At 68.6% G+C, this 19,674-nt stretch carries 21 protein-coding genes; 11 read left to right on the forward strand and 10 right to left on the reverse strand.

Annotated elements, in window-relative coordinates:
* Nucleotides 1-21: 21 nt before the first annotated feature.
* Nucleotides 22-714: a hypothetical protein gene (locus tag BLV94_RS25350; protein ID WP_072938653.1), complete on the reverse strand. Its 693-nt coding sequence runs from the start codon at nucleotides 712-714 to the stop codon at nucleotides 22-24.
* A gap of 114 nt (nucleotides 715-828) precedes the next feature.
* Here BLV94_RS25350 and BLV94_RS25355 point away from each other — a divergent pair, with 114 nt between their 5' ends.
* From BLV94_RS25355 to BLV94_RS25370, 4 genes are all read left to right on the forward strand, one after another.
* Nucleotides 829-1,593: a DUF2470 domain-containing protein gene (locus tag BLV94_RS25355; RefSeq protein ID WP_007298301.1), complete on the forward strand. Its 765-nt coding sequence runs from the start codon at nucleotides 829-831 to the stop codon at nucleotides 1,591-1,593.
* A 37-nt stretch (nucleotides 1,594-1,630) separates the two neighbouring features.
* Entirely contained in the window at nucleotides 1,631-2,449 is an 819-nt protein-coding gene (locus tag BLV94_RS25360) for a CPBP family intramembrane glutamic endopeptidase (protein ID WP_072938656.1), read from the forward strand.
* A 258-nt stretch (nucleotides 2,450-2,707) separates the two neighbouring features.
* On the forward strand, nucleotides 2,708-3,922 hold the full coding sequence (locus BLV94_RS25365) for an LCP family protein (protein ID WP_244163661.1): 1,215 nt from the start codon (nucleotides 2,708-2,710) through the stop codon (nucleotides 3,920-3,922).
* A gap of 23 nt (nucleotides 3,923-3,945) precedes the next feature.
* On the forward strand, nucleotides 3,946-4,497 hold the full coding sequence (locus BLV94_RS25370) for a ferritin (protein ID WP_072938662.1): 552 nt from the start codon (nucleotides 3,946-3,948) through the stop codon (nucleotides 4,495-4,497).
* A 10-nt stretch (nucleotides 4,498-4,507) separates the two neighbouring features.
* Here the strand turns inward: BLV94_RS25370 and BLV94_RS25375 are convergent, their stop codons facing one another.
* Nucleotides 4,508-5,698: a lipase family protein gene (locus BLV94_RS25375; RefSeq protein ID WP_072938664.1), complete on the reverse strand. Its 1,191-nt coding sequence runs from the start codon at nucleotides 5,696-5,698 to the stop codon at nucleotides 4,508-4,510.
* Between the two features lie 227 nt (nucleotides 5,699-5,925).
* Here BLV94_RS25375 and BLV94_RS25380 point away from each other — a divergent pair, with 227 nt between their 5' ends.
* A complete protein-coding gene (locus BLV94_RS25380; RefSeq protein WP_124390723.1) occupies nucleotides 5,926-6,471 on the forward strand; it encodes a ferritin in 546 nt (181 codons plus the stop codon).
* A 66-nt stretch (nucleotides 6,472-6,537) separates the two neighbouring features.
* Here BLV94_RS25380 and BLV94_RS25385 read toward each other — a convergent pair whose 3' ends face one another.
* The 3 genes from BLV94_RS25385 to BLV94_RS25395 are packed head-to-tail and all read right to left on the reverse strand — an operon-like array spanning nucleotide 6,538 to nucleotide 9,242.
* On the reverse strand, nucleotides 6,538-7,452 hold the full coding sequence (locus tag BLV94_RS25385; protein ID WP_005248874.1) for a DUF5926 family protein: 915 nt from the start codon (nucleotides 7,450-7,452) through the stop codon (nucleotides 6,538-6,540).
* A gap of 33 nt (nucleotides 7,453-7,485) precedes the next feature.
* Complete coding sequence (locus tag BLV94_RS25390; RefSeq protein WP_072938670.1) at nucleotides 7,486-8,250, reverse strand: glycerophosphodiester phosphodiesterase; 765 nt, start codon at nucleotides 8,248-8,250, stop codon at nucleotides 7,486-7,488.
* On the reverse strand, nucleotides 8,247-9,242 hold the full coding sequence (locus tag BLV94_RS25395; RefSeq protein WP_072938673.1) for a DUF4328 domain-containing protein: 996 nt from the start codon (nucleotides 9,240-9,242) through the stop codon (nucleotides 8,247-8,249). Before BLV94_RS25395 ends, BLV94_RS25390 begins: the two co-directional genes overlap by 4 nt.
* Nucleotides 9,243-9,698: 456 nt before the next feature.
* Between BLV94_RS25395 and BLV94_RS25405 the strand changes: the two genes are divergently transcribed.
* Nucleotides 9,699-11,480, forward strand: a complete 1,782-nt coding sequence (locus BLV94_RS25405; RefSeq protein WP_072938678.1) for a hypothetical protein — start codon at nucleotides 9,699-9,701, stop codon at nucleotides 11,478-11,480.
* On the opposite strand, the gene BLV94_RS25410 is transcribed toward BLV94_RS25405, so the two are convergent.
* The gene (locus BLV94_RS25410) at nucleotides 11,481-12,347 is read right to left on the reverse strand and encodes a S49 family peptidase (RefSeq protein WP_072938680.1); all 867 of its coding nucleotides are present in this window, start codon (nucleotides 12,345-12,347) and stop codon (nucleotides 11,481-11,483) included. It abuts the gene before it with no gap.
* Nucleotides 12,348-12,388: 41 nt separating this feature from the next.
* On the opposite strand from BLV94_RS25410, the gene BLV94_RS25415 reads away from it, so the two are divergent.
* On the forward strand, nucleotides 12,389-13,318 hold the full coding sequence (locus BLV94_RS25415; RefSeq protein ID WP_072938683.1) for an LLM class F420-dependent oxidoreductase: 930 nt from the start codon (nucleotides 12,389-12,391) through the stop codon (nucleotides 13,316-13,318).
* Between the two features lie 153 nt (nucleotides 13,319-13,471).
* The gene (locus BLV94_RS25420; protein ID WP_072938686.1) at nucleotides 13,472-13,783 is read left to right on the forward strand and encodes a DUF3303 domain-containing protein; all 312 of its coding nucleotides are present in this window, start codon (nucleotides 13,472-13,474) and stop codon (nucleotides 13,781-13,783) included.
* A gap of 7 nt (nucleotides 13,784-13,790) precedes the next feature.
* On the opposite strand, the gene BLV94_RS25425 is transcribed toward BLV94_RS25420, so the two are convergent.
* A complete protein-coding gene (locus tag BLV94_RS25425; RefSeq protein WP_072938689.1) occupies nucleotides 13,791-14,384 on the reverse strand; it encodes an Rv1733c family protein in 594 nt (197 codons plus the stop codon).
* A 108-nt stretch (nucleotides 14,385-14,492) separates the two neighbouring features.
* Nucleotides 14,493-15,434, reverse strand: a complete 942-nt coding sequence (locus BLV94_RS25430; protein WP_072938691.1) for an AraC family transcriptional regulator — start codon at nucleotides 15,432-15,434, stop codon at nucleotides 14,493-14,495.
* A gap of 80 nt (nucleotides 15,435-15,514) precedes the next feature.
* On the opposite strand from BLV94_RS25430, the gene BLV94_RS25435 reads away from it, so the two are divergent.
* Together BLV94_RS25435 and BLV94_RS25440 are read left to right on the forward strand one after the other, a co-directional pair.
* Entirely contained in the window at nucleotides 15,515-16,345 is an 831-nt protein-coding gene (locus BLV94_RS25435; protein ID WP_072938694.1) for a Rossmann-fold NAD(P)-binding domain-containing protein, read from the forward strand.
* Nucleotides 16,346-16,347: 2 nt separating this feature from the next.
* The gene (locus BLV94_RS25440; protein WP_072938697.1) at nucleotides 16,348-16,815 is read left to right on the forward strand and encodes an anthrone oxygenase family protein; all 468 of its coding nucleotides are present in this window, start codon (nucleotides 16,348-16,350) and stop codon (nucleotides 16,813-16,815) included.
* A gap of 11 nt (nucleotides 16,816-16,826) precedes the next feature.
* Here the strand turns inward: BLV94_RS25440 and msrA are convergent, their stop codons facing one another.
* Together msrA and BLV94_RS25450 are read right to left on the reverse strand one after the other, a co-directional pair.
* Entirely contained in the window at nucleotides 16,827-17,537 is a 711-nt protein-coding gene (gene msrA, locus BLV94_RS25445) for a peptide-methionine (S)-S-oxide reductase MsrA (RefSeq protein WP_072938700.1), read from the reverse strand.
* A complete protein-coding gene (locus BLV94_RS25450) occupies nucleotides 17,497-18,690 on the reverse strand; it encodes an acyltransferase family protein (RefSeq protein WP_072938703.1) in 1,194 nt (397 codons plus the stop codon). The genes msrA and BLV94_RS25450 overlap by 41 nt, the downstream gene beginning before the upstream one ends.
* A 258-nt stretch (nucleotides 18,691-18,948) precedes the next feature.
* On the opposite strand from BLV94_RS25450, the gene BLV94_RS25460 reads away from it, so the two are divergent.
* Entirely contained in the window at nucleotides 18,949-19,572 is a 624-nt protein-coding gene (locus BLV94_RS25460) for a superoxide dismutase (RefSeq protein WP_012691075.1), read from the forward strand.
* Nucleotides 19,573-19,674 lie beyond the last annotated feature (102 nt).

A 19,674-nucleotide genomic window follows, 5' to 3' on the forward strand; every position in this document is an offset into this window, starting at 1 on the left:
GGCGCATTGACGGTGAATGTTTTACCGCAGACCCGCGTCCGCCAGCTCACCGGCGACGAGCACCGGGTCGTCGACCTCGACCCCGAGCAGGACCTCGCGGACGGCCTCCGCGGCCTCGGGGATCAGCGAGGCGAGTCTCGTGGGATCCGGGGTCGCGAGCGCCGCCCGCACGTCGTCGCCGCGGAGGGACGCGACCGTCCCCGACAGCAGCGCGAGCACCTCGGCGGTGTCACGGGCCCGCGCCACGTATCCGACGTCGGCGTGCGCGAGGACGGCGAGGAAGTCGGCGACCTCGCCGATGGAGTGCCCGCTCGCGAGTCCCGGGATGCGGCCTACGTCCGCGAGGTGCTGCGCCGTCTCGGCCAGGCCGGCGTCGTCGCTGCCGTCCGCGACGACGAACACCGCGAGCGGGGACGGCAGCCGCAGCGCGACCGCGTCGCCGAGCTGGCCCGCCGGGCAGTCGAGGTGGAACCGGACCGCCTCGTAGGAGGCCTGCTCGCTGGTGCGGAGAACGGCCGGGTCGACGTCGAGCCCCACGATCACACGGCCGGCGTCGGTGCCGACGGCGTCGAGCAGCGCGGACGCCGCGACCACCCGCGGTCCGAATGCGCCACCGGCGGCCGGGCTCGTGTCCCGGGTCCCGCTGAGCAGATCCGCGAGCAACGACTGCGGTCCGCGGGAGCGCGGAACACCGAGGGAGAGAGGTATGGCCACCTTCCCACCGTATGCCCGCCTCGTGGACCGGAATCTTTTCGGGTCTTGCCCTCGCCGGTTCCGTCACATTAGGTTAGGGTTACCTCAGTATCGCGGAACCCTGAAGGAGGCTCCATGCCCGTCACGACCACCGGTCCGTCCACCGCCGAGCGTGTGCGTAGCTCGTGCGCACGGACCCAGGACGCGGTACTCGCCGTCGAAGGCAGCGCACCGACCGTCACGTCGGTCCACCACCTGCGGTCCAGCGGCGACGTCGTCGTCGCGGTGCCCACCGAGTCGGCGGCCGCCACGCTGTCCTGGCTCGCCGGCGGCGGCGGAATCCCGGCCGTGCTCGAACTGACCGACAACTCACCGCTCGCGCTGCGCGAGCCCGTGCGGTCGCTCGTCTGGCTGCGCGGCAACCTCCACGCGCTGTGCGAGGCACACACCCGCACCCTCGCCGACGAGGTGGCCTCCGAATACCCGCACCCCGGACTACTCGACGTCGGACACGATGCGACGCTGCTGCAACTGCGTCTCGAATCGGCGGTGGTCGCCGATTCGAGTGGCGCCGAACCCGTCGCCCTGGACGATCTGCTCGCCGCCCGGCCCGACCCGTTCTGGGAGATGGAGACCGCCTGGCTCCAGCACCTCGACGAAGACCACCGCGACCTCATCGACATGCTGTCGCGCAAACTTCCGCCCCACATGCGGCGCGGACGCGTCCGCCCCCTGGGCATCGACCGGTACGGACTGCGACTGCGCGTCGAGAACGACCACGGCGATCGCGACATCTGGATGCCGTTCTCCGCGCCGGTCGACGACGCCGTCGCCCTGAGCAGGGCGATCCGGCTGCTGGTGGGATGCCCGTTCGTGAACGGACTCCGCGCGCGCGGCTGACCGGCCTTCCGGTTCGCCGCACGCTAGCGTGTGCGGCGTGATCTCGCGCGCAACGCTCACCTCCTGGCTACAGCCGGCCTCACCCGAACCGGCCGCCCCGGTGGCCGCCGGCACCGAGCGCAGGGCCCTGTGGATCGAGATCACGATCGTCCTGCTCGTCACGTTCGGGACGAGCGGGCTGTCGGGACTGCTGTCGCTGACCGAATCGCTGCTCACACCCGGCAACCTGGCCGACCAGGCCGTCGCGCTCAACGTCGCCCGCGCCGAGAACCAGATCATCGACGTCGCCCGGCAACTGCTCGGCGTCGTGAAACTCCTCGCGTGGGGCGCCCTGGGGCTGTATCTCCTGTGGCGGAGCGGTGCCGGCCCACGTGACGTCGGGCTCGGCCGATTCCGCTGGCGCCCCGACGCGACGCACGGTGTCGGGCTCGCCGCACTGATCGGTCTGCCCGGGCTCGGCTTCTACCTGCTGGCCCGCGCGATCGGCGCCAACCTCACCGTCGTCCCCAGCACGATCGGGGACCACTGGTGGCGTCTGCCCGCGCTGATCCTGTGGGCGATCGCGAATTCCGGCGCGGAGGAAGTGCTCGTCGTCGCGTATCTGATCACCCGGCTGCGGCAACTCGGGTGGAGCGAGAATTCTTCGCTGCTCGCGTCGGCGCTGCTGCGGGGGACGTACCACCTCTACCAGGGCTTCGGCGGCGGGCTGGGCAACGTCGCGATGGGTCTGGTGTTCGGCCGGTACTGGCAGAAGACCGGACGGTTGTGGCCTCTCGTGATCGCGCACGCCACCATCGATTCGGTCGCGTTCGTCGGCTACGCCGCGCTGCGCGGGCACGTCGGCTGGATTCCGTAATCCGGCCGGACCAGTAAAGTCGTGCGGGTGACCGGCGACGCCCCCTATCCTCCGCTGCCGCCCCGTCCGCCTCGGCGGACGCCGGGCGGGCAGCAGGTGCCGCCACCCCCGAACCGCCGAATCCCGCCTCCCGACCAGCGGGTTCCTCCGCAGACGCGGCGGGTGCCGCCGCAGGGTCCGCCGCAACAGGGGCCTCCTGCGCCTCGCCCGCGACACCCCGCGCCACGTCAGGGTCCGCCGCCGCAGGAGGGCACCCAGGTGATCCGCCGCGACGGCTGGGGCGCCCCGCCGCCGCCCCAGCAGGCCTGGTCGCAGGCCCCGGAACCGCAACTGTCCCGCTCGGCCCCGCCGCAGGGTCCGCGCGGCTACGCACCCACCCAGACGCCGCAGCCGTACCGCGACGCACCACCGCCACCGCCACCGCAGGTGCCCGACCGGCGTCCCCCGCGCACGCCACCACCTCCGCCGCCGCCCGCACCGTCGCGGGCCCCGGAGCCGCCGCAGCAGCGCAGGCCCAGGCGACCACGGCACTGGGGGCGTCGCATCGGCATCCTGTTCCTGGTGCTGGTCATGGCGCTCGCGGGCATGACCTATTACCTCGACAGTTCGCTGAACCGGATCGACGCGCTGGCCGACTACCCCGGCCGGATCGGTGACACCCCCGGCACGAACTGGCTGCTGGTCGGTTCGGACAGCCGCACCGGGCTGACCCCCGAGCAGGAACAGCAGCTGTCGACCGGCGGCAACAGCGGTCCCGACCGCACCGACACCATCATCGTGGTGCACGTCCCCAGCGGCGGCGGCCCGGCGACGATGGTGAGCATCCCGCGCGACTCGTACGTGTCGATCCCCGGCTACGGCGAGGACAAGATCAACGCGTCGTTCGCGTTCGGTGGTCCGCAACTGCTGACCCAGACGGTCGAGGAGGCGTCCGGTCTGCACATCGACCACTACGCGGAGATCGGATTCGGCGGATTCGCCGGCATCGTCGACGCGATCGGCGGCGTCGACATGTGCCTGGACACCGCCATCGACGACCCACTCGCGGGGATCAACCTCGCACCCGGCTGCCAGGAACTGTCGGGGGCGCAGGCGCTCGGCTTCGTCCGCAGCCGCGCGACCGCGCTCGCCGACATCGACCGGATGAACCATCAGCGGATGTTCATGGCGGCGTTGATGTCGAAGGCCACCAGTCCGGCGACGTGGCTCAACCCGTTCCGCGTCTGGCCGCTCGTCACCGACACCGCCGCATCGTTGCGCGTCGACGAGAGCGACCACATCTGGAACCTGGCCGCACTCGCCTGGGCGGTTCGCGGCGACATGGTCACCACCACCGTCCCCGTGGGCGGTTTCGAGGACGTCGACGGCTCCGGGAACGTGCTGCTCTGGGATCACGACCGGGCATCGCAGTTCTTCGACGCGCTGGCCAACGACCGTCAGGTCCCAGCCGAACTGGTCACCACCGGACCGTGACGCGCGGCCGTAAACTGACACCCATGACGCACCCGGAGCCGAAGGCACCCAGCGAGTTCCATGCCCTCCTGCAGCAGCAGATCCGCAACGAGTTCACCGCATCCCAGCAGTACATCGCGGTGGCCGTCTATTTCGACTCGCACGATCTCCCACAACTGGCTCACCGGTTCTATTCGCAGGCCGCCGAGGAGCGCGGCCATGCGCTGATGATGGTCCAGTACCTGATCGACAACAACCTCCAGGTGACCGTCCCCGGCATCGACGACGTGGTCACCGATTTCGATTCGGTGCGCGCCCCCGTCGCACTGGCGGTGGAACGGGAACGTGCCGTCACCGAGCAGATCACCAAACTCGCCCGAACGGCCCGCGACACCGGCGACTACCTCGGTGAGCGGTTCATCCAGTGGTTCCTCGAGGAACAGGTCGAGGAGGTCGCAAGCATGCACACGCTCCTGACGATCGTCGAGCGCGCCGGCGACAACCTGTTCGACATCGAGGATTTCATCGCCCGCGAGATGAGCGGCAACTCGCCGGTCCGGCCGGGTGCGCCGAAGAGGGCGGGCGGCGGCGTCTGACCCGTTCGGGTCAGCAGCGGGTGGGCGCCGGTTCGCCGCGGAATCGCGCGGCCACGTATTCGTACGCGTCCGGAAAGCCCACCACTGCCGTCGTCATGTGCTCGGAAATCTCGTACGGGACGAACGTCAGTCTGGCGCCTGCCGCGCAGTAGCGGTGCGCGGTCTCCGCGATCGAATCGAACGGCGTCAGCCCGTCGAGGGTGCCGTGCCACAGGTAGAGGGGCGCGGTCGGGACACCCTCGTAGTACCTCAAACTGTTCTCGCGCAACACCTGGTGCGCACCCGAACTCGCCATGAGGCTGGTGGACGCGGCCAGCTGTCCGGCGCTGCGGAAGGCGCCGTGGAACAGCAGGAACCGGCGGCATTCGTTCGACATCCACTCGCGCAGCCACAGCCCGGTCGCGTTCAGCTGCGACGAGATCGGCAGCTGCTCCGGGTATTCACGTTCCAAACCGATCGCGGCGGCGAACGCGAGCCCGAACCCCGGATGCGGATTGAACCCCAGACCCAGGGCCATCTGCTCGAGGTCCGCGGGAATCCCACCCGCCACCACCGCGTCGAGTTTCAGTTCGGGCGCATACGTTGGGGCCAGCGCCGCCGCCCACGCGCTGGCCATGCCACCCCCGGAATAGCCGGCCAGCGCCACCGGGCTGTGCGTCAACCCCAGTTCGGCCACCCGCTGCAACGCCCGCACGCTGTCGAGGGTGATCATGCCGCCGAGCTTCGCGGCACCGTACGCGCCCGTCGGGCCGAGATGATCGGGCACCGACACCGCCCAGCCGCGCTGCAGCCCCAGATACAGGCCCGGCGACTCCTGCAGTTCCAGATTGAACAGCGAGTGCGACGGGGCACATTTGGTTCCGAGCGAATTCACGATCGCCTGATACGACACGAGCGGAGGATTCGCGACACCGCGGGGAAGCAGCACGGTGGTGACGGCCACGATCGGATGTCCCGCAGAGTTCGTCGACCGGAACGCGATCTGCCACCCGTCGGAGTTCGCGTACATCCAGGTGTCGATCCGCCGCGTCCGCACGACGTCGCCGGGATTCAGGACCCCGAGGTCGGCGGGGGCCGAATAGAAGGGGTCGGGGTCCGGCCAGGGATACAACGGGTCGGCCTGCACGGGAGCCGGAATCGTCGCGCCCAGGAAAACGGCACCGAGAATAAACGCTATCCACGCACCGGATCGTCGCAACATGTGCCTGCCCCTCCGGCCGCGTCGTCAGATCGCTGTGAATTTTATACGCGAGCCCGGGGCCGCCGACGCGGATTGCCCGGTTCCCATCCGTGATCCGCCGCCAGCTCAGACAAGGAAATTGTCACCAGAATGGTTCCGAATTTAGGTTGACTTTAGTTTGGGAACGCTTGCCAATATTAGGTCGAACTTGGATGACACGTGCTCTGACCAGCGATATTATCCATTTCATGACTTCCACTGACGCGCACAAGACGAAATTCCACGCTCTGCTTCACGACCAGATTCGCAACGAATTCAACGCGTCACACCAGTACATCGCGACTGCCGTCTATTTCGACAACTCGGACCTGCCGCAGCTGGCCAAGCACTTCTACAAGCAGGCCGTCGAAGAGCGTAACCACGCCATGATGATCGTCCAGTACTTTCTCGACCGCGACATTTCGGTGGAACTGTCGGGTGTCGACGCGGCGAAGGGCCAGTTCGAGAACGCACGCGAGCCGATCGCACTCGCTCTGACTCAGGAGAAGACGGTCACCGAGCAGATCGTGCAGCTGGCGAGCACCGCCCGCGAGGAGGGTGACTACCTCGGCGAGCAGTTCATGCAGTGGTTCCTCAAGGAGCAGGTCGAGGAGGTCGCGAGCATGACGACGCTGCTGACCATCGCCGACCGCGCGGGCAGCAACCTGTTCGACCTCGAGGAGTTCGTCGCACGCGAGATGAGCGGCCCCGCAGACACGTCCGGCGCACCGCACGCGGCGGGCGGTTCCATCTAGGCGCTTCGCGCCCGTGCGCCTTTCTGGTTGTGGTGGCTACCAGAAAGGCGCACGGGCCCGGAGGGCCTATCGCAACGTCACCTGGCGGCCCCGCAGTCCGTCGCGGGCGCGGCGCTCCTCGGTGGTGAGGGGCGCGTCGACGGCCAGGGCCTCGGCCAGTCGCTGACCGAGTTCGACGGTGGCGGCGGCCCATTCGTTCGCGTGCTTCTCGCGGTCCAGGTCGAACACCGGGACCAGCAGTCCGTGTGTCCGGAAGGACCCGGCGTAGCGCGAACCCTCACCGAGGTGCAGGCCACCGGTCGCGTGCACGCGTGCCAGGGCCAGCATCAGATCGTCCTCGTTCTCCGGGCGGACCCAGCGGATGTGCGCCTTCTCGCCCGCGTCGACCCACCACGCCGCGACGACACCCTCGGCCTCGACGCGCGCGGACGGCATGATCGCCGCATTCGCGTGCTGCACGGTCGTCGCGACCTCGGGTGCCGGCTCCACGCCTTCGGGAATCCACCAGTTGAAATCCTGGTGCACGGTGATGTCGAGCGGTGCGTCCGCGTCGATCACGTCGGCCAGTGCCGGGGTCTCGGATCCCGGGTTGGCGGAGGCCAGCGATTCGCCGGCGGCGGCATCACGGACCCAGGCGACGGACGCGGCCAGGTCGGCGCCGAGGTCGGCGGAGTGCGCCTGGACCTGCACACCGACGAACCCGGTGGCGCTGTCCCCCTCGTCGCGGACCAGCGCCGCGACGGCTCCGGGCAGCACGGTCGCGAGGGTCACGGGACGGGACGAATCCTTGACCGGGAGCGGGGCGGTCGCCGACGGGACGAACTCGCGCAGCGCCACCAGATCGCATTCGGCGGCGAGGCCTTCGAACGGCCGGGTCACGGCCGCCGCGGCGCTCTCCCGTTCCGCCTGCCGCTGCGCGAGCTTCTCGGCGCGGGCGCTACCCGGCTTCGGACCACTGTTTCTCTTGCTCTTCTTTGCCACGACGCCAAAACCTACACGCCGACGCCGGTCCGGTCAGGAGGCCAGCCATTTCTTGGTGCGCCCGGGGTGGTTGGTGGCCACCCAGCTGACTCCGAGTTCGCGGCACAGTTCGACGTCGCTGCGGTTGTCGACGGTCCAGCAGTACGTGGCCCGTCCCGCGGCGGCGGCCTTGTCGACGATGTCCGGGTGTTCGTGCAGCGTTTTCACCGACGGACCGACCGCGGTGGCGCCGACGGTGGTCGCGGCTCCCCCGCCGAGGTACCGGGCGGATTCGCCGAGCAGCACGGTCGGGAGCATCGGCGCCGACCGGCGGATCCGCCACACCGCTCCGGCGGAGAACGACATCACGACGGCGCGGGAGTGGTCGGCGGACGGGGGTGCGGCGATGCCGAAACGTTGCAGTTCGGCGAGGACCTTGCTTTCGACCAGCCCGCCGAAGCGCACGGGGTGCTTGGTTTCGATGAAGAGTTTCACCGGGCGCGCCGTCCAGTCCAGGGTGAGCGCGATCAGCGCGCTCAGCTCGAGAAGTTCGGCGGGCTCCTCCTCGGTCCCGTAGTTGAACTCCGCCAGTTCCTCGAGCGTCATCTCGCTGACGACGCCGGTGCCGGTGGACGTCCGGTCGACGGTGCGGTCGTGGACGCAGACGAGGTGGCCGTCGCGGGTGAGCCGCACGTCGCATTCGAGTCCGTCCGCGCCTTCTTCCAGGGCCAGTTCGTAGGCGGCGAGCGTGTGTTCCGGCATGGCGGCGGATGCGCCTCGGTGGGCCACCACGAGGGGCCCGCGCCGGTCGGGGCTCACGATGCGACGGCTTCCCGGTCGGCGTCCCCGGACGTCTTCTCGGCCGACTTCGCGGCGGGCTTGTCCGCATCGTTCCGCGGCAGCGGATCGGTGGCGATCACCCAGCGGGTGACGGGTTCCTTCGTGCCCTTCAGCGTCCGGCCCTCGAGCCGCCGGAGCACCATCAGCGCGAGGAGCGCGGTCGCCGAGGCGACCAGCGCCGTGAATGCGGCCAGCAGAACGCCGTCCGCCATGGCCTGCAGGCCCGGCCTGGACCGCCAGAACCAGTTGAAGAGAACGAGCACGGCACCGAAGACAAACAGACTCCACCAGGCGCGGACCAGCAGGACCGCGCGGGGGTCGCGGCGGATCACCTCGAGCAGGAAGACTCCCGGCATCACCAGGTTCAGGCCGGGCACCGCGCACCCGACGACGACGTCGGTCGGCGTGCGGGGGTCGGACTTCTTCGCCCGGGCGAACGTGCGGCGACGCATGCGCAGCAGCCAGCACACTCCGGCGATTCCCGACAGCAGCGCGAAGAGCATCCCGCCGGCCTGGCCGAGGAACACGGCGATGTCGGACACGGCGAGCACGGTGGGGTCGATCAGCCGGGTCCGGTTGCGGAGGAGGACGGCGTACCGGCCCAGTTCGGCGAGCACTCCGAATGCGTACAGGCCGATGGTGACGGTGAGGAAGCGCGCGGCCTTGTTTGCGAGCAGTTCCGGCCAGTCCCGGCGGGTGGAGGGGGCTTCGACGTGATCGTGGAGTCCCCAGCGGGGGATCTCGGTGTAGTGCGGGGTGGGGCTCGGCGTCGGCGGCTCGGCCGCGAGACCGCTGCGCTGCAGTGGGGACCGCGCGATCCAGCGGAATCCCCGGCTCGCGGGCGGCTGGTTGTGATCGGTCCGGACGGGCGCGAGCAGCACACCGTGGCAGCGCGGGCACCACTGCGCCGGGGCGCCGAGGACCGGCCACCGGGCCGCGCATCGCGCGCACACCTGAACGACGACGCTCATGCCCTCCGCACCCACTTCACATTGCCGATTCTGTCACGGCCCGCGAATACGGGCAGCCCACGACCGAATCGTCCTTTTTGGGGAGAATGTGTGAGCTGCACCACCGGAAATGCCGAGTTATCCACAGTTTCCACAGGTTCATACACAGTTATGGACAGTGTGAGTGGTGCTTATACACAGGTCAGAGCGCATGTGAATCCGGGATTGTTGACAGCTTCGGGTGAACGGTCCACAACGGTGGATGAATTTGACATCGCAGCTCGGTGAACATTCGGACTCGGTGACCGACGGCTCGGCCCGGAATTACCCCTCCAGTTCGGATCGCCCGCGAAGCGACCCGAGAACTCCGGACCGGCCGTCGTCTCCCCCACCTGTGCCGGGCGAAAATGTCCCGACACTTGATCTGACGCAGCCCGGCGCGGTTTGGTTCCACCCAATCTGTAATCTCGGAAACCGATGACGGAAGACGCCGGATCGCGGTGGGACCTCGGGCCCGCCCGTGTCCTCCGGGTGGCCGCCGCCCTGATCGTGGTGCAACTTCTCGTGCGGACGTGGGTTGCCGCGAACAGCGACTTCTACTGGGACGACCTGATCCTCGCCGGGCGCGGCGGCAGCCTCCCCCTGCTCTCGGGCGACCTCCTGCTCTACGACCACGACGGTCACCTCATGCCGGGGGCCTTCGTGGTGGCGGGTATCGCGACGCGGATCGCGCCGTATCAGTGGATCCTGCCGATGCTGACGATGGTCGTGCTGCAGGCGGTGGCGTCGTACGCGGTGTTCCGGTTGCTTCGCAAGATCCTCGGCCCGCGGCCCGTGCTGCTGGTTCCGCTGGCGCTGTATCTGTTCTCTCCGCTGACCGTGCCGGCGTTCGCGTGGTGGGCGGCGGCGCTCAACGCGCTGCCTCTGCAGATCGCGCTGGCGTGGGTGGCCGGCGACGCCCTCGAACTGTGCCGCACCGGACGGCGGCGGTACGCCGTGTCGGGCACGCTCGTGCTGATCGTGTCGCTGCTGTTCTTCGAAAAGTCCGTCGTCGTCCCGTTCGCCGCGTTCGCGACCGTCGCCCTGCTCGCGCACGTCGGCGAGCGGGAGCGGCCGGTGCGGTCGACGTTGCGGCGGGGCGCGGCCCTGTGGATCCCGTCGGCGGCGGTGCTCGCGGTGTGGGCCGGCTTCTACTTCTCCACCGTCGCGTCGCAGTGGGAATGGGCGGGGGCGTCGCGCGCGTTGGAGTTGCTCCACCACGGCACGTCGCTCGGCCTGCTGCCCACGTTCGTGGGTGGGCCGTGGACGTGGGAGCGGTGGATTCCGAGTCCCCCGTGGGCGTCCCCGTCGACGTCGCTGGAGGTGGTCGGCTGGGTCGTTCTCGTCGCGGCGGTCGTCGCGACGGTCCGGCCGAAGCGGCGGATCGGCTGGGTGTGGGTGCTCACCGCCGGGTACTTCCTGCTGTCGGTGACGGCGATGGTCGTCACGCGGTGGGGCGCGGACACCACGTACGAACTCGCGCAGACCCTGCGCTACTTCACCGACACCGCGGTGATCCTCGCGATCGCCGTCGCCGTGATCGCCCGTGCACCCCGTCGCCGAGCCGAGCCGGTCCGGTTGCGGCCGCTGGTGGCGGCCGGTGCCGTGGTCGCGTTCGTCGCGAGCAGCCTGTGGTCGACGTACACGTTCACCCGCAGCTGGGAGGAGAACCCGACCACCGACTACCTCGCGACCGCGCGGGCGTCGCTCGCCGACCGGGACGACGCGCCGATCCTCCAGCAGCCCACGTCCATCTGGGTGCTGTTGCCGGTGGCGTACCCGAACAACCTGGTGAGCCGGGTCTTCGCCCCGCTCCGCGACCGCCCCGCGTTCTCCGACAGCACCCCGGACCTCCGGATGATCGACGACGCCGGTTCGGTGGTCGACGCCCAGGTGACGTGGGTGCGCGCGATCGAGCCCGGAACCGTCCCGGACTGCGGGCACCTGGTGGACCGGCGCAGTTTCGAGCCGATTCCCCTCGACGGGCCGCTGACCGGCTGGGAGTGGACAGCGCAGCTCAACTACCTGGCCACGGCAGACGGTGAGATCGCCGTCGCGATGGAAGACGGCAGCCCGGTGCGGGTGCCGGTGCACCGCGGCCCGAACTCGGTGTTCGTGCGGCTCACCGGCGGCGGTCAGAGCCTGCGCGTGAGCACCCTGACCCCGGACCTGTCCGTGTGCATCGGGGTGGGCCCGGTCGGGGTGGTCGTGCCGAAGTAGCTACCGCCCGTACCGCGACCAGGCGACGCGGGTGTTCGCCGCACCGACGATCGCGGCGGCCACGTCGTCCCAGCTCGCGGCGGGCAGCCCGAGTTTCGCGAAGAGGGAGCGGCGCGGCCCGGTCATCTCGATCGTGGCGTCGGGGAACCGCTTCTCCACCACCTCGCGCAGTGTGCCGATCCCGTCGACGATGCCGAGTTCGACGGCTCGGCGCCCCAGCCAGACGTCGCCGTCGAAGAGTTCCGCCTCGGCCGCCTTCAGCTTGTCCCCGCGGCGACCGACCACCCAGTCGCGGAACTCGTCGTGGATGCCTTCCTGGATCTGTTCGAGCCACTGCACGTCCTCGGACTTCTCCGCGAAGAACGGGTCGAGGCGGGCCTTCGCCTCGCCTGCCGAATGCAGCCGTCGTTCGATGCCCAGGCGGTCGATCAGTTCGGAGAACCCGAATCCCGCCGAGATGACGCCGACGGAGCCGACCACCGAGGTGGCGGTCGCGTAGATTTCGTCGGCCGCGCAGGCCAGCCAGTAGCCGCCGGACGCGACGACGTCCTCGCAGAACGCGAGCACGGGCAGTTCGTGTTCGGTGGCGAGCTGGCGGATGCGGGCGGCGATGTATTCGCTCTGCGTCGGAGATCCGCCGGGACTGTTGATCAGCAGCGCCACCGCCTTCGCGCCGTGCGTGGTGAACGCGCGCCGCAACGGTTCCTCGACGGACTCGGCGCTCAGCACGCGCCCGAAACCCGCTCCGCCGGACGCGATCATCCCCTGCAGCCGCACCACAGGGACCACCCCGGCGGCGGAGCCCCCGAACGCGTCGGGCAGCTTGTCGGCCAGCGGTTTCGGCAGGTTCAGTGGGATCTTCGCCATGAAATCAGCGTACCGATCAGGGATCGGGCAGAGTGGTTCGCATGGAGTTGCGAATCTTTACCGAACCCCAGCAGGGTGCCACCTACGATGATCTTCTGGCGGTGGCGCAGGCCGCCGAACGTTTCGGGTACGGCGCGTTCTTCCGCTCGGATCACTACCTCGCGATGAACACCGAGGGCCTGCCCGGACCGACGGATGCGTGGATCACGCTGGCGGGCATCGCCCGGGAGACGTCCACGATCCGCCTCGGCACCCTCGTCACGTCCGCGACGTTCCGGCACCCGGGGCCGCTGGCGATCTCGGTGGCGCAGGTGGATCAGATGAGCGGCGGTCGCGTCGACCTCGGCATCGGCGCCGGCTGGTACGAGGAGGAGCACCATGCGTACGGCATCCCGTTCCCGCCGCTGAAGGAGCGGTTCGAGCGGCTCGAGGAGTCCCTCGCCGTGATCACCGGACTGTGGCGCACTCCGCTCGGGGAGACGTTCTCCTACGACGGGACGCATCTGGCGGTCAAGAATTCGCCGGCACTCCCGAAGCCGCGGCAGCCGCAGGGTCCGCCCGTCCTGATCGGCGGCACCGGTAAGAAGAAGACCCCCGCGCTGGCCGCGAAGTACGCGAGCGAGTTCAACGTCCCGTTCCAGTCGATCGACGAGACGCGGGAGGTGTTCGAACGGGTCCGGGTCGCGTGCAAGACGATCGACCGGGACCCCGAGGAGTTGGTGTACTCCAACGCGCTCGTCCTGTGCTGCGGGCGGACGGAGGAGGAGATCGCGAAGCGCGCCCTCAACATCGGACGTGAGGTGAGCGAACTGCGGGAGAACGGCCTCGCCGGGTCGCCTGCCGAACTCGTCGACAAGATCGGCCGTTACGCAGAGGCCGGGTCGCAACGGATCTACCTGCAGACCCTCGACCTCGGCGACCTCGACCACCTGGAACTGGTCGCCGGCGAGGTCGTCCCGCAGCTGAGCTAGGCGGAGGCGGAACCGCCCGTCACACCGTCCGTTCGAGACCGGCACGTTGGTTCGGCGGGCTCAGCAACGTTCCGTTCCCTCTCCGGCGGTGGAATGCTCGAGGTACGTCCGGAACGGCCGTGCGTCGACTCCACGAGGAGATGAACAGGTGCGATGAAGTACGTGATTACGTGGACGGTGCGTGAGGGCGGTTCCGCCGCCGAGAACGAGGAGGCCGCACGGCGGAGCCTCGAAGTGTTCGCAAGATGGACGCCGGCCGAAGGGGCGAACTTCCATCAGTTCCTCGGCCGCCTGGACGGCACCGGCGGATTCGCGTTCGTCGAGGCGGACGATCCGAACGACATCCTGGACGGTCCGACGAAGTTCGGGCCCTTCTTCGAGTTCCACGTCTACCCGGTTGCCGACATCGCCGTCACCACGCAGGCCGCGCAGCACGCGGTCGAATTCCGGGGTGCGATCAGCTGATCCCGGCTCAGTGCCGGGTGGTCGAATCCAGGAACTGGCGGAGGTCGCGATCCCACTGCGCGTCGCGGGAGCGGTTCAGGGAGGCGCGGCAGATGAGGAAGCCGGACAGCGCGATCATCATCACCGCGAACCAGGTGAACAGTCCGGCGATCACGCCGGCCACGCGGGCGGCGGACGACGACATCGGTTCGGTGGTGAGGTTGCCGTCGGCGTTGACCCAGATGTCCTGCTTCGTTCCCGAAGGAGTTGCGGGGTCGACCGTGATGTCGGCGTGCCGGGTTTCGTCACCCCAGGCCCACTTGGCGGGGGCGGTGTCGACGCCCGACGGTGCGACGTCGGAGGTGACGGACACACCGGTGGAGTCGGCGAGCGTGGTGGCGGTGACGGTGCGGTAGTCCGCGACCTGCTTCTCCGCCAGCGTCAGCTGACTGTCGATGGTCCGGGCGCCCACGAGGATGGCGAGGGGCAGCATCGCGAAGGCGAGCACCACGACCGCGAGGGTGAGCATGTTCTCGATCCGGTCCGAGCGCCGGAGAAGCGGGTTGTGCCGCTGACGAGCCGACCGCTTGCGCAGCCCTCGTGGTTGAGAGTTGTTCCACATTCCGGATCCGGTCCTCTCGCCGACAATTCCCTACCATCCAGGGTCGTACGCAAGGCAAACAAGATCAAGTCGATCCGGTGTGTTATTGGGCACTGTGCCGTAATACACTCATCTGCTCTCCGCCATCTCACGATGCTCCTTGGGGCTCACTCCGCGCACGCGTTTGAACGCCGCACTCAACGCGAATGCACTCCCGTATCCCACCCGTTGCGCCACCGACGCGACCGTGGCGTCGGGTTCGCGGAGCAGATCCGCGGCCAGGGACAGCCGCCAGCCTGCGAGGAAGGTCATAGGCGGTTCGCCGACGAGTTCCGTGAACCGGCGGGCGAGGGCCGCCCGCGACAGGCCGGTTTCCGCGGCGAGCGACTCCACCGTCCACTGGTGTGAGGGGTTGTTCTGCAGGATGCGCATCGCCTTGCCGACCACCGGGTCGCCCTGCGCCCGCACCCAGGACGGCGCTTCGGCCGCCGGCCTCGCGAACCAGGCGCGCAGCACGGCGATCAGCAGCAGGTCGAGGAGGCGGTCGAGGACCGCTTCCTGCCCGGGCTCGTCGCGCACCACTTCGTCGTGCATGAGCGTGACGAGCCGGGAGTCCCAGTCGGCGCGGCGTTGCACGACGAGTTCGGGGAGCGCGGACAGCAGTCGCCGGCTGATCTCGCCGGGGGTTTGATACGTGCCGGTCAGCATGACCGTGCGGCCGTTCGCGCTGTTGCCCCAGGTGCGCACGCCGAGGTCCATCGCCTCGGCGAGCGGTTCGCCGCGGAGCGTCGTGCAACTCTGGTCGGGGTTGATGATCACGTGCGGCGGGGTGTCCGGGTGGTCGGCGATGACGTACCGCTCGGGGCCGCGGATGATCGCGACGTCGCCTTCGGTGAGCTGCACCGGTTCGCCGGTGTGCGGGAGGATCCAGGCTTCGCCGCGGCCCATCGCGACGAGGCTGAGCGGCGCGTGGTCGTCGATCTGCAGCGACCACGGCGGTTCCATGATCGATCGGAGCACGAATGCTCCGGCGGCGCGGGGACCACTGATGAGACCGGCGAGGGGATCCACACGTTCAGCGTAGACGCTCGCGTATGGAACAGCGCTTTTCAACCATGGAAAGTCTCGCTGCCGCCGTCTTGACTGAAAACATGACAACGACTCCGCACACCCTCGTCCTCACCGCCACCGGCAAGGTCGGCAGCCGCGTCCTTGCCCGGCTCACCGCCGCAGGCGTGCCCGCCCGCGGCGCCTCCCGGGCCGGCACTCCCCCGTTCGACTGGGAGAACCGGGACACCTGGCTTCCGGCGCTCGACGGCATCACCTCGGTGTACATCGCGTACTACCCGGATCTCGCGGTGCCGGGAGCGGCGGAGGCCGTCGAGGAGTTCGCCGGCCTGGCCGTCGCGAACGGGGCGCGTCGCCTCGTCCTGCTGTCCGGTCGCGGTGAAACCGAGGCGGAGCGTGGCGAACTCGCGATCCGCACGGCGGGCGCCGAGTGGACGATCCTGCGGTCCAGTTGGTTCGGCCAGAATTTCGGCGAAAGTTTCATGCTCGACTCGCTGCTCACCGGCGACCTCGCGCTGCCCGTCGACGGGCACGTGCTCGAACCGTTCGTCGACGCGGACGATCTCGCCGAGATCGCCGTCGCCGCATTGACCGAGGACGGTCACGCCGGCGAACTCTACGAACTGACCGGGCCCCGATTGCTGTCGTTCGGCGACGCCGTCGCCGAGATCGCGGAGGCAACCGGCCGCGAAATCCGATACACGCCAGTTACTTCGGAGGAGTACTCGACGGCGCTGGCAGGCCAGGGGGTACCGTCCGACGCGATCGGCCTGCTCACCTACCTGTTCGACGAGGTGCTGGACGGACGCAACGCCTCACTCACCGACGGGGTGGAACGCGCACTGGGGCGCGCGCCCCGCGACTTCACCGACTACGTCCGCGCCGCAGCAGCGGCCGGGGTCTGGAGGGTTTGATCATGGAGCGCTATCTGACGATCGTCACGGCGGTCGGCGCCGGCGTGGTGGGCGGGGTGATGTTCGCGTTCTCCACGTTCATCATGACCGGGCTCGGTCGCCTGGATCCGGCCCAGGGCATCTCGGCGATGCAGGCGATCAACCGCGAGGCGCCGAACTTCTGGTTCATGACGGCGCTGTTCGGCACCGCGCTGACGTCGATCGCGCTCGCGATCGTCAGTGTGGTGCGGCACGACGGTTCGGCCGTCTACGCGGTGATCGCGTGCGCGCTGTATCTCGTGGGAATCGTCCTGACCATCGTCTACCACGTGCCGCACAACAACGCGCTGGACGCGATCGATCCCTACGCGACGGGCTCGGCGGACTTCTGGCGCGACTACGTGTCGGGCTGGACCGGGTGGAACCACGTGCGCACCGTCAGCGCCATCGCGGCGTCCGCAGTGCTCACGTGGTCCGCGACCCGTGGTTGAGAGTCCGGGACCTACGAGGGCGGCAGGATGTCGGTCTGCGCCGGGACCTCGTCCTGCTTCAACAGGCCGACGGGGCAGCTGACGCCGGTCGCGTGCACGGGGCAGTATCCGCCGGGGTTCTTCGCGAGGTACTGCTGGTGGTAGTCCTCGGCGTAGTAGAACTGCGTGAGCGGCGCGATCTCCGTGGTGATCGCGCCGTACCCGGCTTCGGCGAGCCGCTTCTCGAAGGCCTCACCGGTGGCCTCGGCGATCTCCACCTGCTGTTCGTCGATGGTGTAGATGGCCGAACGGTACTGCGTTCCCTGATCGTTGCCCTGCCGCATACCCTGCGTGGGATCGTGGTTCTCCCAGAACTCCTTGAGGATCTCGGCGTAGGAGATCACCTTCGGATCGAAGACCACGAGCACCGCCTCGGTGTGCCCGGTGCGTCCCGAGCAGGTCTCCTCGTAGGTGGGGTTCGGCGTGTAACCGCCTGCGTACCCCACCGCGGTGGTGTAGACGCCGTCGAGTTGCCAGAACTCCTTCTCGGCGCCCCAGAAACATCCCATGCCCAGCACCGCGGTCTGCATGCCCTCGGGGAACGGGGGTTTCAGGGGGTGACCGTTGACGAAGTGCGTCGCCGGAACCGGGATCGGCTGACTACGTCCGGGGAGGGCGTCCTCAGCGGTGACCATCACGGACTTAGCGGCTGCTCGACCCAGAAGCTCGTCGTACCAAGACATGGTTCGATGCTACGCGCGGTGCCGGAGTGGTCTCCCGGGCGAGCGCCGACTGCATGCGCATCCGCTCGGCGCGGGCGGTGACCCAGCCCGTCGCCGGCACCTCCACCCACCGATAGAGCGCCTCCGACACCAGCGCCGTCACCACCAGAAACGCGATGACGGCCCCGGTCTTGCCGAACGAGCCGACCGTGTGCTCGTACACCCGATAGAGGATCAGGGTGTGGACGAGGTAGATCGCGTAACTGCGGGTCGCGGTCCACCGCACCACGGCCCAGTGCGCCGCGGGTCCGTCGTACCGGCCCACCAGCACGACGCACGCGGTGACGACGGCGAACGTCCAGAGGTAGTGATCGCCCGCCCAGTACACGCGGAAGTCGGTGGCGAGGCGGATCACCTCGACCTGCGCCAGCCCGGCGACGACGATCCACCGGCAGTCCGCGAGCCGCGCCCAGCCGAGGTAGATGATCTGCCCGAGGAACACGGCGGGCAGCGTCGCGGCGATCTTCGACAGCATCGGGACCGTGTACGGCTGCGGCACGTACAGGTTGTAGAGCAGGATCAGGGCGCAGATCGAGGCGCCGGCCATCGGCATCGCGATGGGCAGGGTCCGCAGCACGGGACGCGCGGCGACGCAGGCGAAGTAGAACAGGATCTGCACGGCGAGGGTCCACGTGACCCCCAGCACCGCGACCTCCGGTTTGAGGAAGAAACCGCCGAGCACGAAACTCAGCGCGGCGTCGACGTTCGACACCCCGTCCTGGCCGCTGAACATGCCGTTGATGCCGAGGCGGACCAGCACGATCGCGGCGAGGACGGCCACCCAGAATGCGGGCAGGATGCGGCCGAGCCGATTGAACAGGAACTGCCCGGGTTCATGGCGAATGGCCGAACGGGTGATCAACAAACCGGTCAGCATCATGAAGACGGCGACCCCGAGAAACGACAGATGCTGGTTGAGTCCGCCCCGCTCGATGAAGATCTGATAGACGACGTCGATGAACCACCATCCGGTTCCGAGGTCGTCGATCAGATAGAACGAGATGTGTGAGTAGATCACGGCCAGAACAGCGAAAAAGCGGAGCAGATTCGCGCCCGTGAGCTCCACACGCGGCGCGGCCGCATGCGAATCTGCAACAGGTGTCAGCGAAGGCATCGCGTCAGCTTAAGGTTCCGTTCACCGCTCGGACGAATTCTCACGACATTCAGTGTCGCCGTGCCAGCCTTTCTTCGGGTGCCCGAACTTTCCGTTCCGGGAATCGCTCCGTGACCCCAACTGTTGCGCAGGGTGTACCAATGAGATTGGGTATATACCCGAGAACGATTCGCCAAAGGCGGGTGTCAGGCGCGTGCCCACGTGCCGTCGACACCCGGAACACACCAGGGCTCACAGCCCGTTGATGAAGGGACCCTCGTGTCTGTTTACACGCTGCCGGAACTCCCGTACGACTATGCAGCTCTCGAGCCGCACATCTCCGGCAAGATCATGGAACTGCACCACGACAAGCATCACGCCGCGTACGTGACCGGTGCCAACACGGCGCTCGACAAGCTGGCCGAGCTCCGCGAGTCGGACACCCTGCCCGCCGTGGTCAACCTGCACGAGAAGAACCTCGCCTTCCACCTGGGCGGCCACACGAACCACACCGTCTTCTGGAACAACCTCTCGCCGGACGGCGGCGACAAGCCGACCGGTGAGCTCGCGGCCGCGATCGACGACCAGTTCGGCGGCTTCGACGCTTTCCGCAACCACTTCTCGGCCAACGCCAACGCCATTCAGGGCTCCGGCTGGTCCATCCTGGCCTGGGATTCCATCGGCCAGCGCCTGCTCATCGTGCAGCTGTACGACCAGCAGGGCAACATCCCGATCGGCCTCACGCCGCTGCTGCTCCTCGACATGTGGGAGCACGCCTTCTACCTCGACTACCAGAACGTCAAGGGCGACTACGTCAAGGCATTCTGGAACATCGTGAACTGGGCGGACGTTGCCGCTCGCTTCGAGAAGGCACGCACCCAGACCGCGGGTCTGATCGTCTAGTTCTCGCTTTTCGCGGCCACGGGCGCCCGGAACACCGTCTCGGTGTTCCGGGTGCCCGTGGCCATTTCGGGTGCGAAATCCCGTCCGAGCAGGCCGAGCGTC

Source organism: Rhodococcus koreensis, from assembly GCF_900105905.1.
Lineage (GTDB): Bacteria > Actinomycetota > Actinomycetes > Mycobacteriales > Mycobacteriaceae > Rhodococcus_F > Rhodococcus_F koreensis.